24 protein-coding genes are annotated in these 21,933 nt (G+C 43.1%); 2 read left to right on the top strand and 22 right to left on the bottom strand.

Annotated features, from left to right (window positions below; genetic code table 11):
• Positions 1 to 9 precede the first annotated feature (9 nt).
• From OW255_RS08050 to OW255_RS08035, 4 genes are all read right to left on the bottom strand, one after another.
• Entirely contained in the window at positions 10 to 198 is a 189-nt protein-coding gene (locus OW255_RS08050; RefSeq protein WP_024836431.1) for a ferredoxin, read from the bottom strand.
• A gap of 158 nt (positions 199 to 356) precedes the next feature.
• Positions 357 to 1,040 carry a Crp/Fnr family transcriptional regulator gene (locus tag OW255_RS08045; RefSeq protein WP_268116317.1) on the bottom strand — a complete coding sequence of 228 codons (684 nt, stop codon included), beginning with the start codon at positions 1,038 to 1,040 and terminating at the stop codon, positions 357 to 359.
• Complete coding sequence (locus OW255_RS08040; RefSeq protein WP_024836433.1) at positions 1,037 to 2,128, bottom strand: glycerol dehydrogenase; 1,092 nt, start codon at positions 2,126 to 2,128, stop codon at positions 1,037 to 1,039. The genes OW255_RS08045 and OW255_RS08040 overlap by 4 nt, the downstream gene beginning before the upstream one ends.
• Positions 2,129 to 2,271: 143 nt before the next feature.
• The gene (locus tag OW255_RS08035; RefSeq protein ID WP_268116316.1) at positions 2,272 to 2,736 is read right to left on the bottom strand and encodes a pyridoxamine 5'-phosphate oxidase family protein; all 465 of its coding nucleotides are present in this window, start codon (positions 2,734 to 2,736) and stop codon (positions 2,272 to 2,274) included.
• A 244-nt stretch (positions 2,737 to 2,980) separates the two neighbouring features.
• On the opposite strand from OW255_RS08035, the gene OW255_RS08030 reads away from it, so the two are divergent.
• Positions 2,981 to 4,888 carry a sensor domain-containing diguanylate cyclase gene (locus OW255_RS08030; RefSeq protein WP_268116315.1) on the top strand — a complete coding sequence of 636 codons (1,908 nt, stop codon included), beginning with the start codon at positions 2,981 to 2,983 and terminating at the stop codon, positions 4,886 to 4,888.
• Here OW255_RS08030 and OW255_RS08025 read toward each other — a convergent pair.
• Both OW255_RS08025 and aroE read right to left on the bottom strand, forming a co-directional pair.
• The gene (locus tag OW255_RS08025) at positions 4,885 to 6,318 is read right to left on the bottom strand and encodes a 6-phospho-beta-glucosidase (RefSeq protein ID WP_024836436.1); all 1,434 of its coding nucleotides are present in this window, start codon (positions 6,316 to 6,318) and stop codon (positions 4,885 to 4,887) included. The two genes, OW255_RS08030 and OW255_RS08025, sit on opposite strands and share 4 nt — an antisense overlap.
• Positions 6,319 to 6,390: 72 nt before the next feature.
• On the bottom strand, positions 6,391 to 7,260 hold the full coding sequence (gene aroE / locus OW255_RS08020; RefSeq protein WP_268116314.1) for a shikimate dehydrogenase: 870 nt from the start codon (positions 7,258 to 7,260) through the stop codon (positions 6,391 to 6,393).
• A 168-nt stretch (positions 7,261 to 7,428) separates the two neighbouring features.
• Between aroE and OW255_RS08015 the strand changes: the two genes are divergently transcribed.
• The gene (locus tag OW255_RS08015) at positions 7,429 to 8,391 is read left to right on the top strand and encodes an aromatic acid exporter family protein (protein WP_268116313.1); all 963 of its coding nucleotides are present in this window, start codon (positions 7,429 to 7,431) and stop codon (positions 8,389 to 8,391) included.
• An 18-nt stretch (positions 8,392 to 8,409) separates the two neighbouring features.
• Here the strand turns inward: OW255_RS08015 and OW255_RS08010 are convergent, their stop codons facing one another.
• The 16 genes from OW255_RS08010 to OW255_RS07935 all read right to left on the bottom strand — a co-directional run bounded on the left by OW255_RS08010 (position 8,410) and on the right by OW255_RS07935 (position 21,932).
• Complete coding sequence (locus OW255_RS08010) at positions 8,410 to 9,780, bottom strand: 6-phospho-beta-glucosidase (protein ID WP_024836439.1); 1,371 nt, start codon at positions 9,778 to 9,780, stop codon at positions 8,410 to 8,412.
• Between the two features lie 140 nt (positions 9,781 to 9,920).
• Positions 9,921 to 10,412 carry a pyridoxamine 5'-phosphate oxidase family protein gene (locus OW255_RS08005; protein ID WP_024836440.1) on the bottom strand — a complete coding sequence of 164 codons (492 nt, stop codon included), beginning with the start codon at positions 10,410 to 10,412 and terminating at the stop codon, positions 9,921 to 9,923.
• Positions 10,413 to 10,433: 21 nt separating this feature from the next.
• Complete coding sequence (locus tag OW255_RS08000) at positions 10,434 to 11,345, bottom strand: AraC family transcriptional regulator (RefSeq protein WP_035317629.1); 912 nt, start codon at positions 11,343 to 11,345, stop codon at positions 10,434 to 10,436.
• A gap of 311 nt (positions 11,346 to 11,656) precedes the next feature.
• Positions 11,657 to 12,418: a MurR/RpiR family transcriptional regulator gene (locus OW255_RS07995; protein ID WP_051464611.1), complete on the bottom strand. Its 762-nt coding sequence runs from the start codon at positions 12,416 to 12,418 to the stop codon at positions 11,657 to 11,659.
• A gap of 70 nt (positions 12,419 to 12,488) precedes the next feature.
• Entirely contained in the window at positions 12,489 to 13,058 is a 570-nt protein-coding gene (locus OW255_RS07990; protein WP_024836442.1) for an N-acetylmuramoyl-L-alanine amidase family protein, read from the bottom strand.
• 87 nt (positions 13,059 to 13,145) lie between these two features.
• A complete protein-coding gene (gene hypE / locus OW255_RS07985; protein ID WP_024836443.1) occupies positions 13,146 to 14,123 on the bottom strand; it encodes a hydrogenase expression/formation protein HypE in 978 nt (325 codons plus the stop codon).
• Between the two features lie 21 nt (positions 14,124 to 14,144).
• Positions 14,145 to 15,188: a hydrogenase formation protein HypD gene (hypD, locus tag OW255_RS07980; RefSeq protein WP_268116312.1), complete on the bottom strand. Its 1,044-nt coding sequence runs from the start codon at positions 15,186 to 15,188 to the stop codon at positions 14,145 to 14,147.
• Entirely contained in the window at positions 15,175 to 15,402 is a 228-nt protein-coding gene (locus tag OW255_RS07975) for a HypC/HybG/HupF family hydrogenase formation chaperone (RefSeq protein WP_024836445.1), read from the bottom strand. Before OW255_RS07975 ends, hypD begins: the two co-directional genes overlap by 14 nt.
• 14 nt (positions 15,403 to 15,416) lie before the next feature.
• Positions 15,417 to 17,699, bottom strand: a complete 2,283-nt coding sequence (gene hypF, locus OW255_RS07970) for a carbamoyltransferase HypF (protein WP_268116311.1) — start codon at positions 17,697 to 17,699, stop codon at positions 15,417 to 15,419.
• Positions 17,696 to 18,349 carry a hydrogenase nickel incorporation protein HypB gene (hypB, locus tag OW255_RS07965; RefSeq protein WP_024836447.1) on the bottom strand — a complete coding sequence of 218 codons (654 nt, stop codon included), beginning with the start codon at positions 18,347 to 18,349 and terminating at the stop codon, positions 17,696 to 17,698. The genes hypF and hypB overlap by 4 nt, the downstream gene beginning before the upstream one ends.
• 40 nt (positions 18,350 to 18,389) lie before the next feature.
• Complete coding sequence (locus OW255_RS07960; RefSeq protein ID WP_024836448.1) at positions 18,390 to 18,728, bottom strand: hydrogenase maturation nickel metallochaperone HypA/HybF; 339 nt, start codon at positions 18,726 to 18,728, stop codon at positions 18,390 to 18,392.
• A complete protein-coding gene (locus OW255_RS07955; protein ID WP_024836449.1) occupies positions 18,695 to 19,060 on the bottom strand; it encodes a 4Fe-4S dicluster domain-containing protein in 366 nt (121 codons plus the stop codon). Before OW255_RS07955 ends, OW255_RS07960 begins: the two co-directional genes overlap by 34 nt.
• A 54-nt stretch (positions 19,061 to 19,114) precedes the next feature.
• Entirely contained in the window at positions 19,115 to 20,194 is a 1,080-nt protein-coding gene (locus tag OW255_RS07950) for a hydrogenase large subunit (RefSeq protein WP_024836450.1), read from the bottom strand.
• A gap of 36 nt (positions 20,195 to 20,230) precedes the next feature.
• The gene (locus OW255_RS07945) at positions 20,231 to 20,572 is read right to left on the bottom strand and encodes an NADH-quinone oxidoreductase subunit C (protein ID WP_024836451.1); all 342 of its coding nucleotides are present in this window, start codon (positions 20,570 to 20,572) and stop codon (positions 20,231 to 20,233) included.
• A gap of 21 nt (positions 20,573 to 20,593) precedes the next feature.
• Positions 20,594 to 21,028 (bottom strand): NADH-quinone oxidoreductase subunit B family protein, encoded by a 435-nt coding sequence (locus tag OW255_RS07940; RefSeq protein WP_024836452.1) that lies wholly within the window; start codon positions 21,026 to 21,028, stop codon positions 20,594 to 20,596.
• Positions 21,029 to 21,074: 46 nt separating this feature from the next.
• Positions 21,075 to 21,932, bottom strand: coding sequence for a respiratory chain complex I subunit 1 family protein (locus tag OW255_RS07935; RefSeq protein ID WP_268116310.1), 858 nt, complete (start codon positions 21,930 to 21,932; stop codon positions 21,075 to 21,077).
• Position 21,933 lies beyond the last annotated feature (1 nt).

Genomic DNA, 21,933 nt, shown 5'->3' with positions numbered 1-21,933 from the left:
GTTTATGTCTTATTCTACTTTGATTACTGCTACCGGACAACCATCCTGAGCTTCTATGGCTGAATCTATCACAGACTCTGGTACTTCGTCCACGTATGCCTCTGCCGGTCCATCGTCTCCCATACGGAATACCTCCGGACAAGTGGAAGCACATAATCCGCACTCAATACATCCTTCTCTGTCTACCTCTGCCTTCATATCAAAACTCCTTTCTCTTTTCGGGTCCTGGCAACATTTAAACGGCCTGGACCATGATACCTCATTATTGTTGGTAATAATTTTACTAATTATTCCTTATTGTACCAAAAAAAGCGGCCTCAGTATGTTGTAGAAACAACATAAAGACCGCTTTTTAATTAAAATAACCTTAATATTTTAAATGTGTTCTTATCGAAATCAATAATTCCCTCCGTTTTCATCAGATTCAGTTCTCTTGTCAGAGCACTTCGGTCTGCACAGAGATACTCTGCCAGCTCAATTCTTCCCATGGAAATGGTAAAATATCTGCTGTTATGCTTCCTGGCCTGATTGTCCAGAAAACAGAGAATCTTTTCCCGGAGAGTCTTTTTTGTGGTAATCTCCAGCTTTTCCATCAGCTGTACGCTTTTATCCGCAATGAGAGTCACCATATTTTCAATAAGCCTGTGATGGAACAGACAGGATTTGGTGCAGGAATGCATCACTCCCTCAAAGGGCAGATACAAAACTCTGGTATCCTTGCCTGCCACAAAGGTTACGGTTGCCGCAATGGTATTTCCACAGGCAAACAATTCCCCAAAGAGCTCCTTTTGCTCCATCACTGCCAGTATGGTCTTATTGCCCCATAAATCCTCTTTTATCATCTTGACGGTGCCTTCCAGGATCACTCCCACACATCGTACCTTTTCTTCTGATAAAAGAATGTATTCTCCTTTTTGGTACGTCTTAATAAAGCTTCCCAGGCACTGAAATACGGAGAGTAAATCCTCTCCTTCGATTCCTGCAAATAGAGGGATCTGGCTATAATCATGTAAATGGTCTGATATACTTACTTTTGTCACTGATTCAAATATTCCTGTCCCAGAGCATCTGCAACAATCAGAGCGTTATATAACTGCTCTGGAGTTACATCTCCGATCATGTTATGTATGCTTTCGCCCTCTGCGCAGGCATTCTCTGCTGCAATACGGACGCGTTCCTGATCCGTTACCCCAAGCTCTTTTAAAGTCACCGGAAGACCTACACTTGTACAAAATTCCATGACTTCGTAAAATTCTTCTTCTGGTGCATTCTCAAGGATGAGCTGTGCTAAGGTGCCGAATGCAACAACACAGCCGTGCATGGTGCTTTCACACTCTGTTAAAGCGGTAAATCCATTGTATACCGAATGAGAAACAGCAAGTCCGCCATTGTCAGCACCCACGCCGCTTAAATATGTGTTGGCCTCTATAATCGATTCCAATGCGGGGGTTACCACTTTATTTTCACAAGCCTTAAGGGCTTTGTAGCCGTCCTCCAGCAGGGTGTCATAGCATAGCCTGCAAAGAGCCATGGCAGATTTTGTGATTCCGCCATTTTCCAGGCTGGGTGCCTTTGCCTTTTCGCAGGCTCTGGCTTCAAAATAAGTACCCAAGGCATCTCCCATTCCTGCCACAAGGAATTTGGCCGGGGCGTTTGCTATGATGTCAGAATCCACAATGACCGCATCCGGATTCTTTGGATAGAAAATATAGTTGGAAAAACTTCCGTCATTATGATAAATCACTGACAAGCCGGTGCAGGGTGCATCGGTGGCGACCACAGTAGGAATGATAAGGACTGGAAGATTCTCATAATGAGCCGTTGCCTTTGCTGTATCAATGGCAGACCCACCGCCTACGGCTGCAACGCAGTCAATTCCTTTCTCCTTTACAATGGCACGCATCTTTTCTACTTCACCAATGGAACTGATTCCTCCAAAAATCTCAAAATAGATTTTGGCATCCGTTCCTTCAAAGCTTTTTGAAAGCTTTTCATGGCAGCTTTTATACCCGCTGTTGCTGCATATAAACAGGAAGGACTTCCCCAGATTTTTCGTTTCTTCATAGACATGAAGAAGGGCACCCTGACCCTGTACATACTTTAATGGTGACCTCATCAGCTTTAACATAGTAGACTCCTCTCTTCTTATGTAAATATTTTAGCTATGTCAAATATACTCCTCTATATTTTAAATGTCAATATTTTAACAAAGGTTTAAAGAATAAGATTTGAACAGGCTAAAGATACTTATATAAAGAAGAGAAATGCTTTCTAGCCTCTTGCTTTACCTGTCATGTGACTGATGCTTATCTTCATGACCTTTGTTTTATCCGCTGCATTTTTTATATAAAGCTTTCCCTTTTCCAGAAAATCCGGAGAATATTTATGAAGAATTTCTATGAGAGCCGCTTCTTTTTCTTCCCCTGTTATCAACCCCGCCTCACCAAATGCAATAACGCTTTCATAATCTGTGGTAAACTTATCCGGAATTACATTGGTATCACCTACCACACAAAAAGATACCTTGGGATTTTTTAACAGGTTATCAAGCTTATGTCCTTCTGTCGCACAGTGAATGTAGATCGCCTCATGATGATAAACGTAGCTGATTGGCAGGCCGTAGGGTTGTCCCTCTGAATCAACGGTTGATAAGATACCGTATTGCTGCCTTTTTAAAATATCTAATATTCTCTCCTGACCGATTTCTCTGTCTTTTCTTCTCATTTCCCGAATCATATCTGCTCTCCTATCTGTAAAAACCGGCTTTCAGCTCCCGGCAACAATGGTTACAATTTTTTATAATCATACACGGTAAGCATTAAATTATCAACCAGAGATTTCATTTACTCTTATATAGAATCACTAAGTCATCAAAAATCAGTTAATTGAGAATAAAACCTCATATTTCAATGGGTAGTTGTTGCATTTTGGTTCAAATCATATTAATATAATTCCATAAATCTATGGTTGGAGGGATTTCATGGCTCTTGATTTAGCCACACTGTCGATTGTACTTTTTTTTATCAGTTCAATCCAGGCAATCGTTATGCTATTCATATTTCGCATTATACATAACTATCCGGGCATGAATTATCTTCTTGCCAGTTGCTTCTTTACTGCGCTCAGCGGTCTTGTTTTTGCGCTCCGGGGCAGCTTTATTTCTGACGCTCCGGCTATCTTGATATCCAATTTATCTACCTTCCTTGCAGTGATTGCATTAAATGTTGGATTTTCAAAATTTCTCGGACTATCCATTGCAAAAAAATGGCTGCTTGCCACATTCCTTCTGTTTTTCATCAGTTTTTTTATCTTTACATTAGCCATTGATGATGTGAGCTGGCGTATCATCTTGTTTTCCCTGCTTATTTCAGGAATCTCCTTTTCCAATGCCGGAATCCTTCTTCACCACAAAATAGATTCTGTCCGTCAGACTACCCGTCTGGCTTCCGCTGTTCAGCTTATATTTGGAGCGTTTTTTGTTATCCGGGCTGTTATTACATTTTTTCACAAAACAAGTGATATCTTTGTGCCTACCCCGCTCCAGCTTCTTGTATTTTTTATTTCCATCGCTACCATTATTATATGCTCCTATTGCTTCATAATCATGGCAGTACAGCGAGAGCACTGGGAAAAGAAGCAGGCCAATGAACAGTTTCAGCTGATCTTTGAGACCATACCGGATACAGTCCTTATTACCGGCTTTGAAACTGGTGAAATCGTTGAGACCAATGAAACATTCACCGAGGAAACTGGCTTTAGCCGGGAAGAAGCCATTGGTAAGACTCCCATGGAATTAAATCTCTGGTTATGTTCCAAGGAACGGGATGCCTTTATGGATATGATACAAAAGCAGGGCTTTTGCAAAAATGTGGAAATACATATAATGACAAAAACCAGAAAAAAGATATCTGTCCTCATTTCAGCTAATTTAATGAAGATGGACCAGAACTTGTTCATCATCAGCGTGATACGAAATATCTCCCAAAGCAAAGAGCTTGCAAAAAGGCTTAACACCAGCGAAGAAACCTTTAAGGCCATTATGGAGCAAAGCCCTGTTTCCTTTATGCTTACCAAAACCAACGGAGAGATTGAATATGTAAATAATAAGTTCCTGGAGCTGACAGGCTATCAGGAAGAAGAAGTCATTGGAAAAAATCCAAGAATCTTAAAATCCGGCTATCAGTCAAGAAAGTTTTATCATAATTTATGGAATACCATTACCTCAGGATGCCAATGGAGCGGTGAAATCCGCAATCGTAAAAAAAATGGAGAAATCATGTGGGAATACGTAAGTCTTACTCCCATTCTTGATGATGAGGGGAACATTATCCGCTATCTTGGAGTCCAGGAGGATATCTCAAACCGTAAGCTTAAGGAGGACGAATTAAAGATACAGGCCAGAACCGATATGCTTACAGGGGTGATGAACCGAAGATATTTTATAGAAAAAGCAGAAAAAAGATTATCTGAAATGAACACGCTGCAAGAAAAAGCAGTCTTTTTAATGATTGATATTGACCGGTTTAAGGATATCAATGATTCCTTCGGTCATATTACGGGGGATAAAGCCATTCAGATTGTAGCAAGACAGTGCCAGAAGATGATCAAGCATAAAGATCTTTTTGGCCGGATCGGAGGCGAGGAATTTGGTGCCCTCATCTTTGCCCAAAGCCAGGAGGAATACAAAAAAGCTGCAGATGACATCCGATATAGCGTAGAAAACATCAATTTGCGACATGAAGGGGAGGAAAAAATCCCCCTTCATATCAGCATTGGCCTGACGGTATACCGTCCTGGTGAAGATACTTTGGAATCCTTAATGCACCGTTCCGATATTGCCCTCTATCAGGCAAAAAATGATGGAAGAAACCGGGTGGCGATAATCTAAGCCTGGTTTTTTAATGCCTCTCCATTGGTTTCAATCACGTTTTTATACCATTCAAAGGATTTTTTCCGGCTCCGCTTTAAGCTTCCCTTTCCTGCATCGTCTTTATCCACGTAGATAAAGCCGTACCGCTTGCTCATCTCACCGGTGGAAGCACTGACCAAGTCAATACAGCCCCAGGGGGTATAGCCCAGTAAGTCTACGCCATCCTCATCTACCGCATCCATCATGGCAAGAATGTGCTCCTTTAAATAATCGATTCGGTAATCGTCAGAGATACTTCCGTCTGCCTCTACCTTATCAATGGCACCTAAACCATTTTCCACGATAAATAAAGGCTTCTGATACCGGTCATATAGGGAATTAAGAGTAATCCGGATACCAAGAGGATCGATCTGCCAGCCCCACTCAGAAGCCTTCAGGTATGGATTTTTCACACTGGACATCACATTACCTGCCGTGGATTTACCGAGCACTTCCGGATCTGTGGTGGTGCAGCGGGAAGAATAGTAGCTGAAGGTAATATAGTCTACCGTATTCTCCTTTAAGATGGTAAAGTCCTCTTCCTCTGTTTCCAGAACGATTCCTTCCCGTTCAAACATCTTTCTGGCATAGGCTGGATACTCGCCTCTTGCCTGAACATCAATAAAGAAATAATTGTCACGATCCTTATTCATGGCATCAAAGACATCCTCTGGCCTGCAGCTATAAGGATAGAAGTTACCGGCGGCCAGCATACAGCCCACCATAAAGTCTGGATTGATCTCATGAGCAAGCTTGGTTGCACGGGCGGAAGCCACCAGCTCATTGTGTGCTGCCTGGTATTTTACCTGAGTCTTATTCTCGCCTTCCTTAAACTGGATTCCTGCCCCCATAAATGGCAGATGAAGAAGAATATTGATCTCATTAAAGGTGATCCAGTATTTGACCTTGTCTTTAAACCGACGGAAAATGGCATCGCAGTAAGCTACGTAGCAGTCAATGAGTTTTCTGTTTTTCCAGGAACCGTATTTCTCTACCAGAGCCAGAGGCACGTCGAAATGGCAGATGGTGACCACAGGCTCAATGTTATATTTTAAAAGTTCATCAATAAAATCCTCATAGAACTTAAGTCCCTCTTCATTGGGCCTTTCCTCTTCTCCTGTTGGAAAGATTCTGGACCAGGAAAAGGAGAAGCGGTAACACTTAAAACCCATTTCAGCAAAAAGAGCAATGTCTTCCTTATAAGTATGATACATATCAATGGCTTCTCTGCCGGGGAAATAGGAATCCTCGGGAAGGCTCTTATAATCCATATCTCCAAGCATGACCGGGAAGCGGTTTTCTCCCCAAGGTATCACATCTACAGTTCCAAGACCTCTGTTTCCTTCATTAAAACCACCCTCACACTGGTTGGCAGCGGTAGCACCGCCCCATAAAAAATCTTTTCTCATGTTATCAATCCTTTCCTTACTCATGATTATTTTAAGCTGCCGTCAAACTCTCACGAAAGGAGTTTTGACCGGCTAGTTGAAAAACAAAGCCTTTACTTCTTCTACTGGCATCTCCTGGCCGGTATACAGCTTAAAAGCAGCCGCTCCCTGCCATAAAAGCATGCCCTGTCCATTGATGCAGATACAGCCTGCTTCCTTTGCTTCCTTAAGCATTCTGGTTTCTTTTGGATTATAAACGGCATCCACCACCACAAGTCCCTCATGGAACATGGCAGGATCCTTTACCACACTTTCTCCATCCATGGGCTTCATACCAACGATCGTGGCATTGGTAAAGATATCACTGGAATCCATCTCTTCCTTCATCTTTTGCTGATCCGAAATATCAAACACGTTTACGATACAGCCAGGCTTTTCTTCTTTGATTTTTTCAGCGGTCATGACTGTTCGTTCAAAGAATTCATCCTTAATATTAAAAATGGATATCTCTCTGGCACCTTCCAGTGCGCACTGCACCTGAATAGCAGTAGCTGCGCCGCCGCCTCCGCAGACAGTAATCTTCTTATCCAAAATATCAATTCCATGATCCCGCAGACTGTCTACAAAGCCCTGTCCATCTGTGATATGTCCAATGAGTTTTCCGTCTTCATTTACAATGGTATTGACCGCACCGATGATTCTGGCGGCTGGTGACAGTTCATCCATATACTTAACCGCCTCATTTTTACAGGGCATGGTCACATTGCAGCCTCTCATCTGGAACGTTTTCATAGCTTCAATTGCTTTTTCTACTCCATCTACCTTAATATCAAAAGCAAGATAGGCATAATCAAGTCCTAATTTCTCAAAACTGTAATTGTACATAGCCGGGGAACCGGAGTGTCCTACCGGCGAGCCGATGAGTCCCATTAATCCTGTTTTTCCTGTGATTCTTCTTTCCATCGCTTTTCTCCTTTTTATGAGCCTTCTGCTTACCCTTATCAGGGATAACATACACATTTTTCACCAGCTTGTCAACATATTCTCCCTATAGTTTGGATGTTTTATGGGTATAAAATAGAAAGCAAATATGATATGATAGGAAAAAATCAAAACAAAGAGGCAAATCCTATGAAACACGAAAATATTATTAAAAGTATAAAAATTGCCTTGGCTGCTGTTTTAGCCATTGCCATTGCCGCAGAGCTTGGCCTCAAATTTTCTGCCACGGCTGGAATTATTACCGTATTAAGCATACAAAATACAAAGCGGGAGACCTTTAAAAGTGCTGGAAACAGGACCTTTGCTTTCCTGGGTGCTCTGCTCCTTTCGGGTATTGTATTCTACTTTCTTGGCTTTACCCTCCTAGGCTTTGCCCTTTATCTCCTTTTGTTCTCTCTTCTTTGCCTGTATGCAGGCTGGGGAGAAGCCATTGCCATGGATTCCGTTCTGATTACTCATTTTCTAACAGAAAAATCCATGTCTCTCCATCTCATCGGCAACGAAGCTGCTCTCTTTTTCATCGGCACCACAGTGGGAGTGCTTGTAAACCTCCATTTAAGAAAACGTGGAGATGAGTTTCAAAAGCTCTCCGATGAAGTGGACCAAAAAGCCAAAGCCATCTTAAACCATATGGCTCACCTGCTTCTCATTGAGGATAAAAGCGGATTTGATTTAAGCTGCATTGCCAGTCTTAGAGAAAAAATTGATCTGGCCAGAGCCTGCGCCTTTAACAATTACAACAATGCCATCTGGAAAAAGGACACCTATGAAATTGATTACATTGAAATGCGTCAGCAGCAAAGCATTGTTTTAGAAGGAATCTATGAAAATATTAAAAACATATCTCTGATTCCCCGTCAGGGAGAAGAGGTTGCAAAACTCTTTTGGAACATTGAACAGAATTATCACAGATACAATACAGGGGAAGGGCTTTTACAGGATTTAAACCTTCTGCTTTCTGATTTAAAGCAACATGAGCTGCCTGTCAGCCGGGAAGAATTTGAAGCTAGAGCCATCTTATTCTATATCCTAAAGCAATTGGAGCGTCTTATTATGCTAAAACGCTCCTTTGTCCTCTCTCACGATCGATAACGACCGGTATCATTGAATCTATTTTGCCTCCAGAGCTTCAATTTTTTCTTTAAACTGAGGCAGATGCTTTTTATGAGCCACCAATAGCTCATCAAGAATGGTCTGGGCGATGGCTCCGCTTGGAACCAGTGGATTTAAGGTAAATGCCTGAAGAGCCGTATCATAATCTCCTGTTACAGCTGCTTTTATGGTAGTCAGCTCCATATCCTTCATCAGCTGTAACAGACCTCTGCTGGAAGCATCAAAGCTTCCCCAGGAAATGGGCACGGGACCATGGGCTGTAATGATGCTGCTTACCTCTACCACTACATCATCAGGCAAGTCTGTGATTGCACCATTATTCCTCGTGCTGACCACCATATAGGTCTTTTTATCATTATATATGGAAGAAATGAGTTCACAGGCAGCATCGGAATAAAATGCTCCTCCCCGTTTCTCAAGCTGAGGGGGCTTTACATTCAGATCCGGATCTTTATAAAGTTCAAATAATTCGGCTTCCGTCTTTTTCACCAGCTCTGCTCTGGTCTCACCCTTTTCATAGGACTCCAGCTCTTCCTTTAGCATGTCATCGGTGATGTAATAATACCGGTGATACATGCAGGGAATGATCCCTAAGTTTCTGATCTGGCCTGCCAGAAAGGAAATGTTTGGAATGTTCTGGACACCGGAGCTTTTAAGCCCCTGCATTGCTTTTTTCAGTCCACCTTCTGTGGCGTAAACCTTCTCAATGACCTCTGCTGTCTTTTCTTCCCCGTCTTTATTCCATACCCTGTGCCAATGAAAATGATTGAGTCCGCCAAAACGGAAGAATAAATCCTCTTCCTCTGTTTGAAGAGAGCCCGCAGCTATCTTCCGGCACATAATGGGAACGTTACAAAGACCTACTACCTTATCCCATTTTCCGTAGCGAATAACAGCCTCTGTCACCATGCCGGAAGGATTTGTGAAGTTCACAAGCCAGGCATTGGGGCAAAGCTCCTTCATATCCTCTACGATATCAAGAATCACAGGAATGGTACGAAACGCCTTAAACATGCCTCCTGCTCCATTGGTCTCCTGGCCGATGACACCATGGGACAGCGGAATTCTCTCATCCTTGATTCTGGCATCTAAAAGGCCAACCCGAAACTGGGTGGATACGAAATCTGCATCCTTTAGGGCCTCTCTCCTGTCTAAAGTCAAATGAACCTTCCAGTCAAGTCCTGCTTTCTTAATCATTCGCTTTGCCAGATTTCCTACAATATCAAGCTTTTCTTTTCCTTCCTCAATATCCACAAGCCAGATTTCGCCGATGGGAAGCTGGTCCTTTCTTTTTATAAAACCCTCGATAAGCTCCGGAGTATAGCTGGAGCCGCCTCCAATGGTAACGATTTTGATATTTCCTTTCATAAGCCTTCCTCCTTCTTTTCTCTATGATACGATCATACTAGAAAAAGAGGAGCAGGGATATACCTTCAGCCTATTTGGTGACAAATGGGATCTTCTTGGCAATTGTACCACAAAAAAAACAGGGTGTTTTAAGTGGCAGTTTAATAAATGCCCCCATTTTCCATATCTGTCTTATTCACAAAATCCATATGATATAACTTTTCCCAATGATTAATGTTTAATGTTCCCCTGGTGAGACGGATTGCTAAAAAACAACAATTTTCATCCTTTTCATTATTTGCAGAATCGTACCATTCTGAAAAAGCTGTACGAAGCTTGGTTCTTAGTTCTGCATTTTTTGGATCAAGAACCCAGCCCAGGTTTTCACCTACTCCATTGGCGGTAAACATCTCGAAACAACCAGCCACCGAAACCTGAGAATTCTCTGCGATTTGCTTCATTTTATTTGATTTTCCATTTGTTACAACATAGAAAACGCCATCTTCATAATAAGCGTCTACACTGCGGACAACTGGGCGAGGCTCTCCGTTAGCCCCAGGTTCCCGCGCAATCGTTGCCAGGGAAATCACATTGTCTTTGCCATTTCCGAACTTCTCTTCGATTAATTTAAATCCTTCTTCATACTTGTTCATTTGTTTTTCCTCCACCAATTATTATTTGTTTTCTCTTTTTATAAAAGGAATCCATAATTCTGCATAAGAGACATCGGACATACTTTGATAGTACAGCTCAGGGAAAAATCCATCAGCAATCAAATTGTGTTCTTTAAGCCAAAACCGTGTGTATTTCATTGCCTTACCCATATTAATGATCATGTGTTCGTGATGTTCCGATTCAAAGCCACAAACGACATATTCCCGTATAGGAAGCTGCCAATTTGTAAATCCTTGGTTTTTCTCGTCTTTGTCTACTTCGGCACCCACAAAATAACTGGAATAACCTTCAGCTGCATCGCCGTGATAAGAAACGCCAGCCCAGCGTCCCCCTGAAATGTGAGTGATATTTGGAAGGGCCTTAAAGAACTTGTCCCATATCTCACCAACTCTGTCAACACCGGTTCTTTCGCCAGACATTTTACCATATTTAAATGGATAATATCCTACAACACCAGCAAAATGAAGGGGGTCTTTAAGAGTTTTTCGGTTCATTTCCAAAACCAGTCCATCACTAATCAGTGGTACCCCTTCATCAACCACAATATAACTGAGCAATAAATCAGGTTTAACAAAATTCTGTAAGCCAATAAGTTCATCCCGGTATTGGGAAGGGGTTATCCCATAGGTTTCTTTAAACGCTCGGGTATATGTTACATGACTGCCAAAACCATATTCCATTGCTATGTCAATAATCCGGTTTTTTTTATCACGCAGCATCGGTAGAGATTTTGCCAAGCGGCGTAATTTTATATAGTCTCTAACCGATGTCTTTACTAACCGTGTGAATAACCTCTGATAATAAAACACTGAAAGTGCGGCAGTTTCTGCCAGTTCTTCGATGTGGATCTCTTCACCGAGATGTTCTTCGATGTGGTCCAAAGTTTTTTGTATGGCTTCCCATGCGTGCATATTAATCCCTCTCTCTAAAGCAATATATCACAGACGAAAAACAAATGCTTAACCCAGTCTGCTCTTTTTTATCCAATGTATCAAATATCATATTAAATACACCGTTCATATCAGACTCTAATAAAAGTAATTACCATAAATACCCATTGCAAATATTATATCAAGATTTATGATTTTTTGAAATAATGAATCATGTTTAGACAAAAAAACAAGCGTATCGTTCTAATCCCAATACGCTTGTTTTAGATGTCTCACCTGGCAGGTACCAATAAATAATATCGTATTCTGATACTGTCTCATGGCAGATTGCCTTATCCCTGTTTTTTTTGCACAGTGAGTCTGGCTAAAGACTCTACAATGTACACAGCCGGAATCTGAGAGGTAATATCCACCTTCATCTTTTCCACGGCATTTAACTCCCGTTGTATATAATACGATATGTTATAATCTGAAATCTTGGCAAGGGTGCTGTTCTTGCTGTTGGTAATGGAGACAACGGTACTGCTGCTTTCCTTTAACTTTGAAGAATTGTCAATGAGTATTTCGGTCTCTCCCTCTACAGAAAGAATGATAATGATACTTTCTTCCGGGAACTCTAAATTAATGGGAAACATAGGAGAATTAATTCCTGTGGAAAAAATACCGATATCGCAGAAATAACGGCTGGCATACTCTGCCATGATACCAGAATTACCCGTTCCAAGAAATATGATCTGCTTCTTTCCGGCAATAACTTCTGCAATGGCCTCCAGCTGCTTTTGAAAGCTTTCTGTTTCCACTCTCTGAAAGAACTCAAAGACTGAGCTGTGGTCGTATGTTTTGCTGGCTGCCGTTTTTTTCTCCTTTTCCATCTTAAAACGCACCTTGAATTCCGAAAAACCGCTGCATTGTACTTTCCTGCAAAAACGGGTTATGGTGGTAGTTGACACATGGGCCTCCTTTGCCACCTCCCTAATGGTCATATAAGGAATCTTATCACTGTTCTTTAATATAAAGTTATATACTTCATAATCCAGTTCGCCAAACTGGCTCAGTACCTGATTGGAAAACAACGCCATATCCTTTTCCCTCAAATCTTTTCTCTAATCTAGTATTATCATTCATTATATCATGGAGGCGATGGAAAAGTCCAGGTGGTCCCGTTTATACAAATCCAAAGTATCTTAACAGTCCAAGATAAATTCCATAAGCAAATCCATATAAATCATTTCTGAATTTATTGGCATCCGACGGATTGGTGATATATCCAAGCTCTACCAGATTTGCAGGCATGTTTGCATTCCTTAACACATACAGAGAGGGATTTTCCCGGATTCCGTTGTTTCTTGTTCCCACCGTCTGGGTAATTCCTGCCATGATTTGCTCTGCCAGCCATTGTGCCTGGGTATTGTACTGATAGATGTATACCTCGGTACCATTAATGGCAGGGTTGGGGTTTGAATTACAATGAATGCTGATGAAATAATCTGCCGGCCAGTTGTTGGCAAGGGCTACTCTCGCGGCCAGACTGGTAGTATTGTTGGTTCCTAAAGTAGTGTAAGGCTCTGGTCTTGATACCCGAACCTCAAATCTGGGATCACTCTCTAATAAGTTTTGAAGATAAATTCCTACCTGATAGTTAATTTCCGATTCATAAAGTCCATTGGCTTCTGCGCCGCTGTTAAAGGACCCGCTTGGATTATGCCCCTGATCAATAAATATTTTAATAGCCATGTAAGCATTTCCTTTCCTACTCAACTATAATAAATATATTCATCTTTCAGGTGGATGCTACATATTATTAGAATTTATCCTGCTTTTTCAGCAGATTCTTGGTAAGCCCTCTCCATATAAAACGTCAATGGTCCTGCTTCCCATAAACTTTGTTTTCATCCGGACTCCCTTTCCTTCCAGGATGGTTCCAATAATTCTGGCATTCGTTCCATAAGGACTTTTCTTTACCGCCTTTAAGGCTTCTTCTGCCTGTCCTTCTGGTACCACGGCTATCATCTTCCCTTCATTTGCCATGTAGAGAGGATCAAGCCCCAGAATATCGCAAAAGCCCTTTACTTCCCTGCTGACGGGTATGGCTTCCTCTAACAATTCCACGCTGCATCCCGACTGGTCTGCGGCTTCATTTAACACCGTAGCTAACCCGCCTCTCGTCACATCTCTCATACAACGGACGTCGATGTCAGCCTCGAATAAATTTGCCACAATGGTACAAAGGGGGGCGCAGTCGCTGGCAATCTCATTTTCAATCCCCATCCGCTCTGATAAAATGGCAGCATGATGATCCCCAAGATTGCCGGATAAAATGATGACATCTCCAGGCTTGCATCCGGATATGGTGATGCCCTCCTTTTTTATCTCTCCGATTCCAGAGGTGTTGATATAAATACCACCACTACCTTCCACCACCTTTGTATCACCAGCCACAATACTGACACCAGCTTCTTTGGCTGCAAGTGCCATGGTCTCTGCAATGGTCTCCACATCTTTAAGCTCCGCACCCTCCTCAATGATAAATCCAGCGGTAAGGTATTTGGGAACTGCCCCCATCATGGATAAATCATTGACAGTTCCGCACACTGCCAGCTTACCAATATTACCTCCTCGAAAGAACAAAGGAGTCACCACAAAGGAGTCCGTTGTATAAGCAATCTTTCCAGAGATAGAAAGAACAGCCGCATCCTCTAACCGGTTAAGGACCGGATTGGAAAAATGCTTTAAAAACACCTGGTTGATTAAGTCGCCGGTCTGCTTTCCTCCGCTTCCATATGTCATATCTATTTTCATAATATACTTAAGCCCCTTTCCTTACGAATTCTGATACCAGATTCCACAAGCCCCTTCGGAAGAGACCATACAAGGCCCAACCGCATGCAAAGGCGTGCACACCTTCTGAAACAAGGGGCAGTCCATCGGCTGAATCCGGCCAAGAATCACATCGGTGCATTTACAGCCTGGCGGAAGCGTTTCTATGATTTCCTCCTGACTTCCTCCTGCATCGTATTCCTTATATTCCTCTTTCAGCTTAAGAGCCGATTGCTTTATGGTCCCAATGCCTCTCCATGCATCATCTGCCGGTTCAAAATACTGGTGAATGAGTGCTTCCGCCTTTTGATTCCCTTCCTCTGTCACTGCATTGGAATATAAGTTCGCGACCTGATACCGTTTCCCTTTTAACTGGGTCATGATTTCATAGATGGCAGCCAGAATATGCTCTCCCTCAAAGCCAGCCACCACAAAAGGCTTTTTATATGCAGCTGCCAGCTCTTCATAAATCCTGCTTCCGGTAATGACACTGACATGTCCGGGACTTAAGAAGGCATCGATGCTGGTCTCATTTTCACAGATAAAGGAAAGAGCGGGCAGAATGGTTTTAATGGAGGTGGCTAATTTCAGGTTTTTGATGTTTCGTTTCTGAATCTCATCAAGCAGCAGAGCGTATACGGGAGTCGTGGTTTCAAATCCCACTGCTGCAAATACATACTGGATATCCTTATGATTTTCCGCTTCACTCAGGGCTCCCAAGGGAGAATAAAGCACCTTTACCTCCGCTCCCATTGCCTTTGCCTCTGTTAAGGACATCTGAGTGCCCTTTACCTTCATCATATCTCCAAAGGTGAGGACACAATACGTTTCCTTTAGAGAAAGCTCCACCAAACGGTCAATATAAGATGGTGCGGTAACGCAGACCGGACAGCCCGGCCCTGAGATCAGCTGAATCTTTGGCGAGATAATGGACCGGATTCCATGCTGGAAGATGCTTTTTGTATGAGTCCCGCAGACCTCCATGATCTTTACCGGCTCACCGTCATATTCTTTCAGCGCCTTTATCACCTGTTCAAGCTTCATCATCAAAGACCTCCTGAAGCTCTTGAAACAAATCAATGATTTCTTTTGCTGCGTCCTCTTTTAAAACCTCTATGGCACACCCGGCATGGATGAGCACGTAATCTCCTACTCCGGCCTCTACCAGCTTTATATTTACATCGGTCAGGTTCTCTAATACATTGACCTTTGCATAGTCCCCATCGATCTTAACAATCTTTCCCGGTACTGCAACACACATAAGCTCCCGCCTTTCTATTTTGTCTGATAAAATGCTTTTAAATATTTCCGTCCAAGGTACACCTGTCCAAGGCTGATTCCTCCGTCATTGGGAGGAACAGACAAGTTCATATAGACTTTAAATCCTTTTTCTCTAAGAAATCTGGCCGCATGTTCTGTAAGGACTGTGTTCTGAAAAACACCGCCGCTTAAACAGACATCTGAAATTTTGTATTGATCTTTCAGCTTTTCGCAAATAGAAACAATTCCTTTTGCAAACCCTATGTGAAATCCCAGAGCTAAAGCACTGATATTTTCTTTTCCTCTCTCTTTACATAGAGCAGCAAATGCACTCTTTGGATCAAGCTCCCATATGCCCTTTCTTTCTGAAACTTCAAAAGGCACGGAGGCAGGTTTTATCTGTCTTTCCATGGCGGATAGTCCGCTTTTTTCAAATAAGGAGGCGCATTCTCCTTCATATGTATTTTCATGGGCGATTAAAAGAACGGAAGATGCTGCGTCAAAGAGACGTCCTGCACTGGAGGAGGATACTACATTTATGTGATGACGAAGAGCCGCCTTTATGAGATCGCTTCTTTCATCCGTGATATACTCCTGGAGACCAAAATGAATCAGGCAGCAAATGGCTGTTTTCCATGCCTCCCGCATGGACTGGTCTCCTCCAAGAATGGGAAAGGGGCTTAAATGGCCGGCTCTCTTACATTCCTTATCCTGGCAGATGAGGAATTCACCTCCCCATATGGTTCCATCGGTTCCATAGCCGGTTCCATCCATGGCAACGCCTATGACAGGCCCCTCCAGGTGATGCTCCGCCATGACAGAAGCTATATGGGCATGATGGTGCTGCACCTTTATGAGAGGAAGCCCAAGAGAGCTGGCATACCGGGCTGAATGATAGTTTGGGTGGAGGTCGCAGACAACTAGCTCTGGCTGGAACCGAAACAGCTTTTTCATATCCTCAAAGGAGCGTTCATACTCCTCCATCACCTTACTTTCCTCCAGATCACCAAAATACTGGGATACCACTGCGCTTCCATTCTTATAGAAGCAAAAGGAAGCCTTTAAATCTCCACCAGCTGCAAACACAGAGGGCTCTTTCTCCCCATGACTTTCTTTTACCTCTGTGGCGAGAAAAACCGGATAAGGCACATAGCCTCTGCTTCTTCTGATGAGCTGGGGCTTTCCATCCACGATTTTTGCCACCGAATCGTCTACGGAGCGGAGTATTCTTCTATGATTATAGAGAACGCCCCTTAGCTCTTTGGAAGAAAGAGAGAGCATAGGCTCATCTTCCCGAATGATTGGCTGACCGGATATATTGGCACTTGTCATAATGAGAGGTCCCAGTTTTTCAGTAAGCAAGATCTGAAGCGGAGTATAAGGAAGAAAGGCTCCGCAGTACATGCTCCCTTTATTGGTGGAAGGAGCCATGTAATCTCCCTCCCGACGCAACAGCACAATGGGCCTTGGCCTGGATTCTAACAGAGAACGTTCTTCTTTAGAGACATGACAATACTTTTTTATTTCGGCAATGGAAGAAAACATAACAGCAAAGGGCTTTTCTTCCCTGCCCTTTAAGATTCTAAGCCTGTTTACGGTATCTTCCCGAAAGGGAGAGCACACAAGGTGATAGCCTCCAATTCCTTTCACAGCTAAAATCCCGCCTTCTAAAAGCGCCGCTGCTGCCTGATCCAGTGCCTCTCCTTCCAGCCACTCTTTTTCCTCTTTCTTTTTGTCCCGGTATATAAGATAAGGCCCGCAGTCATTACAGGAAATGGTCTGGGCATGAAAACGTCTGCTTTCCGGAGACGTATACTCTTTTTCACATTCCTCACACATCTTAAAATCAATCATGGCTGTGTGATCCCTGTCGTAAGGAAGCCGCTCCATAATGGTATATCTGGGACCGCAGGAAATACAGCTGATAAACGGATTCCCAAAACGCCTGTCCCCTCCATTTAAAAGCTCCTTCTGGCAGGCAGGGCAGACAGGAAGGTCAGGCGGAATCACAGAGGACTCCCCAAGCGCACCGCTTTTTAAGATGACAAAATCATTAAGCGCAAGGGGAGAGATCTCCTCTTTCTCAAACTTAATGATCTCATATCCCATGTCTTTTGTTTCCGTAAGTACTGTCAGGAACCGGCCCACTGCCCCCTTCTCCCCCTGAGCAATGATTTCCACGTATCCGCCTACATTTCGTACCGTTCCTGAGATTCCTTCGTTCTTTGCCATATGATAAACAAGGGGTCGGAAACCAACCCCTTGAACAATACCGTAAGCATATATTTTTAATGTCATAGATTGATCTTTTCCCTGATCCATGCTGCTACCTGATCATAGCCCTCTTCCGTCTTTCCTGATACTTTTATGACAGGGGCTGACTTGTTTAACGCACGGACTCCTTTCATAAAGAAGTCCTCATCAAAATCAAGATATGGGATGAGATCACATTTATTAATCAGAATGATATCCGCCTTTTCAAACGCAAGGGGATATTTATATGGCTTATCACTTCCCTCGGTGACTGTGGATATCAGCATCTTTACATGCTCCCCAATCATGAATTCAGCAGGACAAACCAGATTTCCAATATTCTCTATAAAAAGAACTCCTTTTTGAAGCTCCATCTCTTCCACTGCTTCCCCAATCACAGGGGAATCCAGATGGCAGGCACCACCAGTATTGATCTGAATGGCCTGCACTCCAAGAGACAATAGTTTTTTTGTATCAAAATCAGCCTCAATATCTCCCTCAATGACATAAGAATTGATACCGTCAAGCTGTTTGATGATCTGAATGAGAGACGTGGTCTTTCCTGCTCCAGGAGCTCCCATTACATTGACGGCAAAAATCCCTTTTTCCGTCAGTGACGCATTGATCCGTGATGCAGTCTCATCATTCTTATCGTATACAGACTGCATGATCTCTATTTCTTTATTCTCAGACATATGTACCTCCGCCTCAGGCTAATTCCTTTTGTCCTTCTTTTTATATCTCTATGGATTTAATATAAAATTCCTGTCCGATCTCTGTGGGTTCCCCATCACCGTTACAGATGGGGCATTCAAAATGAAAGGGCTTGCGGACAAATAATTCTCCACAGCGTTTGCATCTCAGCTTAGGTATGACCCTTTCCATATGAAGCTCTGCATGTTCGCAGGGCGTTCCTTCTGCAATCAGGCCAAAATACAGCTCTATGGAGCTTGCCACATAGCCGCAGTAATCTCCTACCACCAGATTGATGACCTTAATCTCTTCGGCCTGATGTTCCTTTGCATATTCCCAGGCTATCTCTATGATTCGCTGGGTGATTGGGTATTCGTGCATTTTACGTGTACATCCCTTACATTTCCAAACGACGGTTCCGTATAGTGGTTCTCCATCATGAGGCATTTTTTCGGACAGACTTCCGTGCAATAGCCGCACTGAATGCATTTTAACCGCTCAATGCTCCAGGAGGTCCTCGCCTTATCCGTATGAATGGCATTGGTAGGACACCGTCTCTCGCACATGCCACAGAAAATGCAGTCATCGATGGAAATACCGATACTTCCTCTGGTCCTGTCAAAAGTCTCCTTTTTCTCAATTGGATAGGATACGGTAAATGGACCGTGGAATAAATTTTTAATCAATGTTTTTGTCATTCTTAATATTGACATAGCACCCTCAATTCCGCTGTTTATGGCAGCTCTGGCTTTCTGCAGGTAAAACGGTTACCGTTCCGTACAACTGATACATGGATCAATGGTAAGTATCAGTATGGGCACATCGGCCAGGGAACAGTTCTTTAAAGTTTCAAGCAGGGCCGGTACATTGGCAAAGGTAGGCGTTCTTACTCTGACCCGGTCAAGAAACTTTGTTCCGTTTGCTTTCACGTAATAAAGGACCTCTCCTCTAGGCTGTTCCAGACGGGTAAAATACTCTCCCTTTGGACTTCCGGTCACCTTTACCTTGATGTCTCCTTCCGGCATAAGCCTGATGCACTGGCGAATCAAATCCATGGCCTGGAACATCTCTCCGATACGGACCCTGGTTCTTGCATAGCAATCGCCTTCTTCATCAATAATGGGCTTAAAGTCCAGTTTTCCGTAAGCCGCATAGCCCTGAGTCCTCATATCCATCTCGATGCCGCTCGCCCTTGCCATGGGACCTAATGCCCCAAGCTCAAAGGCCGCCTGCTTTGATAATTTACCAACGCCCCGTGTCCGCAGTTTTACCGTAGAATCATTGATAAATACGGCTGCAATTTCCTTAAGTTCCTTTTCCATACGGTCCAGGACTTCAAGGATTTTATGAAGGGTCTCTTTATTAATATCTTTTCTCACACCGCCAATATCACAGACAGAGAAAATAACTCTGCCGCCGGTGGTCTCTTCAAATACATCAAGAACCTCTTCCCTTAATTTCCAGGACTGCATAAACAGACTTTCAAATCCAAAGGCATCCGCTAAGAGTCCCAGCCACATAAGATGGCTGTGGAGTCTGGAAAATTCTGCCCAGATGGTTCTTAAAAATTTAGCCCGATCGGGAATCTCTGCTCCCATAATACTTTCCACCGACATGCAATATCCCATGCCGTGCATAAAAGAACAGATTCCGCAGATTCGTTCTGCGACAAATGTATACTGCTGAAAATCTCTTTTCTCTACCAGCTTTTCTAACCCTCTGTGAACATATCCGATTCTAGGAATCGCCTCCACCACCGTTTCATCCTCCAGAACCAGATCCAGATGAATGGGCTCGGGAAGGACGGGATGCTGGGGACCGAAAGGAACAATTGTCCTGTTTCCCATAAGTAACCTCCAATCCGATGCGTGAGAGCATCTTTTTTACTCCTGTACACCAAATGGCGCTTTGACCGGAATCTTATAAAGGGAATTGTTATAATCCGGTGTGATTCCATTTATTTTTATTCCAAACAATTCCTTGATCTCATTTTCGTATAAAAAGGAGTAAGGATAAATAATGCTGATGCTGTCAAGCTCTGCTTCCGTATCAATATGAAGCCTTAGATTCACCAGTTCATAATTTAAATCAAAGGAATAGGTCAGCTCCATCTCTTCTTTATAGGTGCTGCTGATGGCAACGAGCCGGTATCCTGCATTTTTAAGTTTTAGAGTCTCCGTCAGAAGATCAGAAGCGGAAATCTCCTTTAAGGTTTCACTCGCCATATTTTCCCTCCTTAGCCAGTTTTATTGCTTTTTTCCGGCCTTCTTTTTCTTTTCTCCCAGAATCTCAAGACCTTTTACCACGCCGTCTATAATGGATTCCGGACGGGCCGCACAGCCCGGTACGTATACATCCACTGGAATTACCTTATCCACTCCACCTGCCACATTGTAGCACTCGGCAAAGATTCCTCCTGAGGTTGCACAAATTCCTACTGCTATGACCACCTTTGGATCAGGCATCTGTTCGTAAAGCTGCTTTACTACAGGAATATTCTGTTCATTGACACTTCCGGTAATTAAAAAAACATCGGCGTGCTTGGGATTTCCTGTGTTGATCATGCCAAAGCGCTCCACATCATATAAGGGAGTCAGACAGGCCAGCACCTCAATGTCGCATCCATTGCAGCTGGTGCCGTCATAATGCAAAATCCAGGGTGATTTTTTTATTCCATCCATAGTATCCTCCATACCGCAAAATTTGGTTTCTTTTCATGAATCCCAGTTAAAAGTAGGAAAGGATCAAAAGATTAACCGTTCCCATAATTGCAGTTACGACCCAGGCTGATTTTAAGGCCTGCTGCCATTTGACCCGGGCAGAACCATTGTCTACGATTATTTCAAAAAGATAGACGACCAGACAGGCGATGACTGCAAAAACACGGCTTATGGGTGCTGCTGTTGCAAAAAACACATAGACTAAAGTCAGGGAAATGATGACCTCATACCAGTGGGTCACCTCAATCACAGCTAAATCCTTGCCGGAATACTCCGTTGTGATTCCTTTAACAATCTCCTGATGTCCGTGATGGGACATGCTTAAATCAAAGGGCGATTTTCTTAACTTAAAGGTAAGGACAAATACAAGACCGATAAATACTCCGGGAAGATAAAGTATGGAGGGCTTCTCAGCCGCTACGATATCCCGGATGAAAAAGCTGTGCTCTGCATAATATAAGCCGATACAGGTAAGAAGAACCATAGGCTCATAGGACATAATCTGCAAAAGTTCCCGTTCCGATCCTATGGTATTGTACGGGGAATTGGAAGCATAGCCGCCCAGCACAAAGAACACGGACCCAAGGGTCAGGGCAAAGATAGCTAAAAGGATATCTCCGCCGGATAACAGGATCAGGGTCGTAAATACAGCAAATACCAGTGACACGTAAACAAAGAAACGGTGCATGGAATTGACCTCTATGGATTCCTTTTCCGTCAGCTTTAATACATCATAAAAGGGTTGTAACAGGGGCGGCCCCTGCCTTCCCTGAAGTCTTGCGGATATGATACGGTCTACTCCCGTAAGAAGTCCGCCAACCAAAGGTGTGAATATAATAATTGCAATGATTTTAACAATGTTCATA

The organism is Lacrimispora xylanolytica, from assembly GCF_026723765.1.
GTDB lineage: Bacteria > Bacillota > Clostridia > Lachnospirales > Lachnospiraceae > Lacrimispora > Lacrimispora xylanolytica.
Note: the sequence above shows the minus strand (reverse complement) of the source record. Positions and strands in the feature narration are given on the sequence as shown.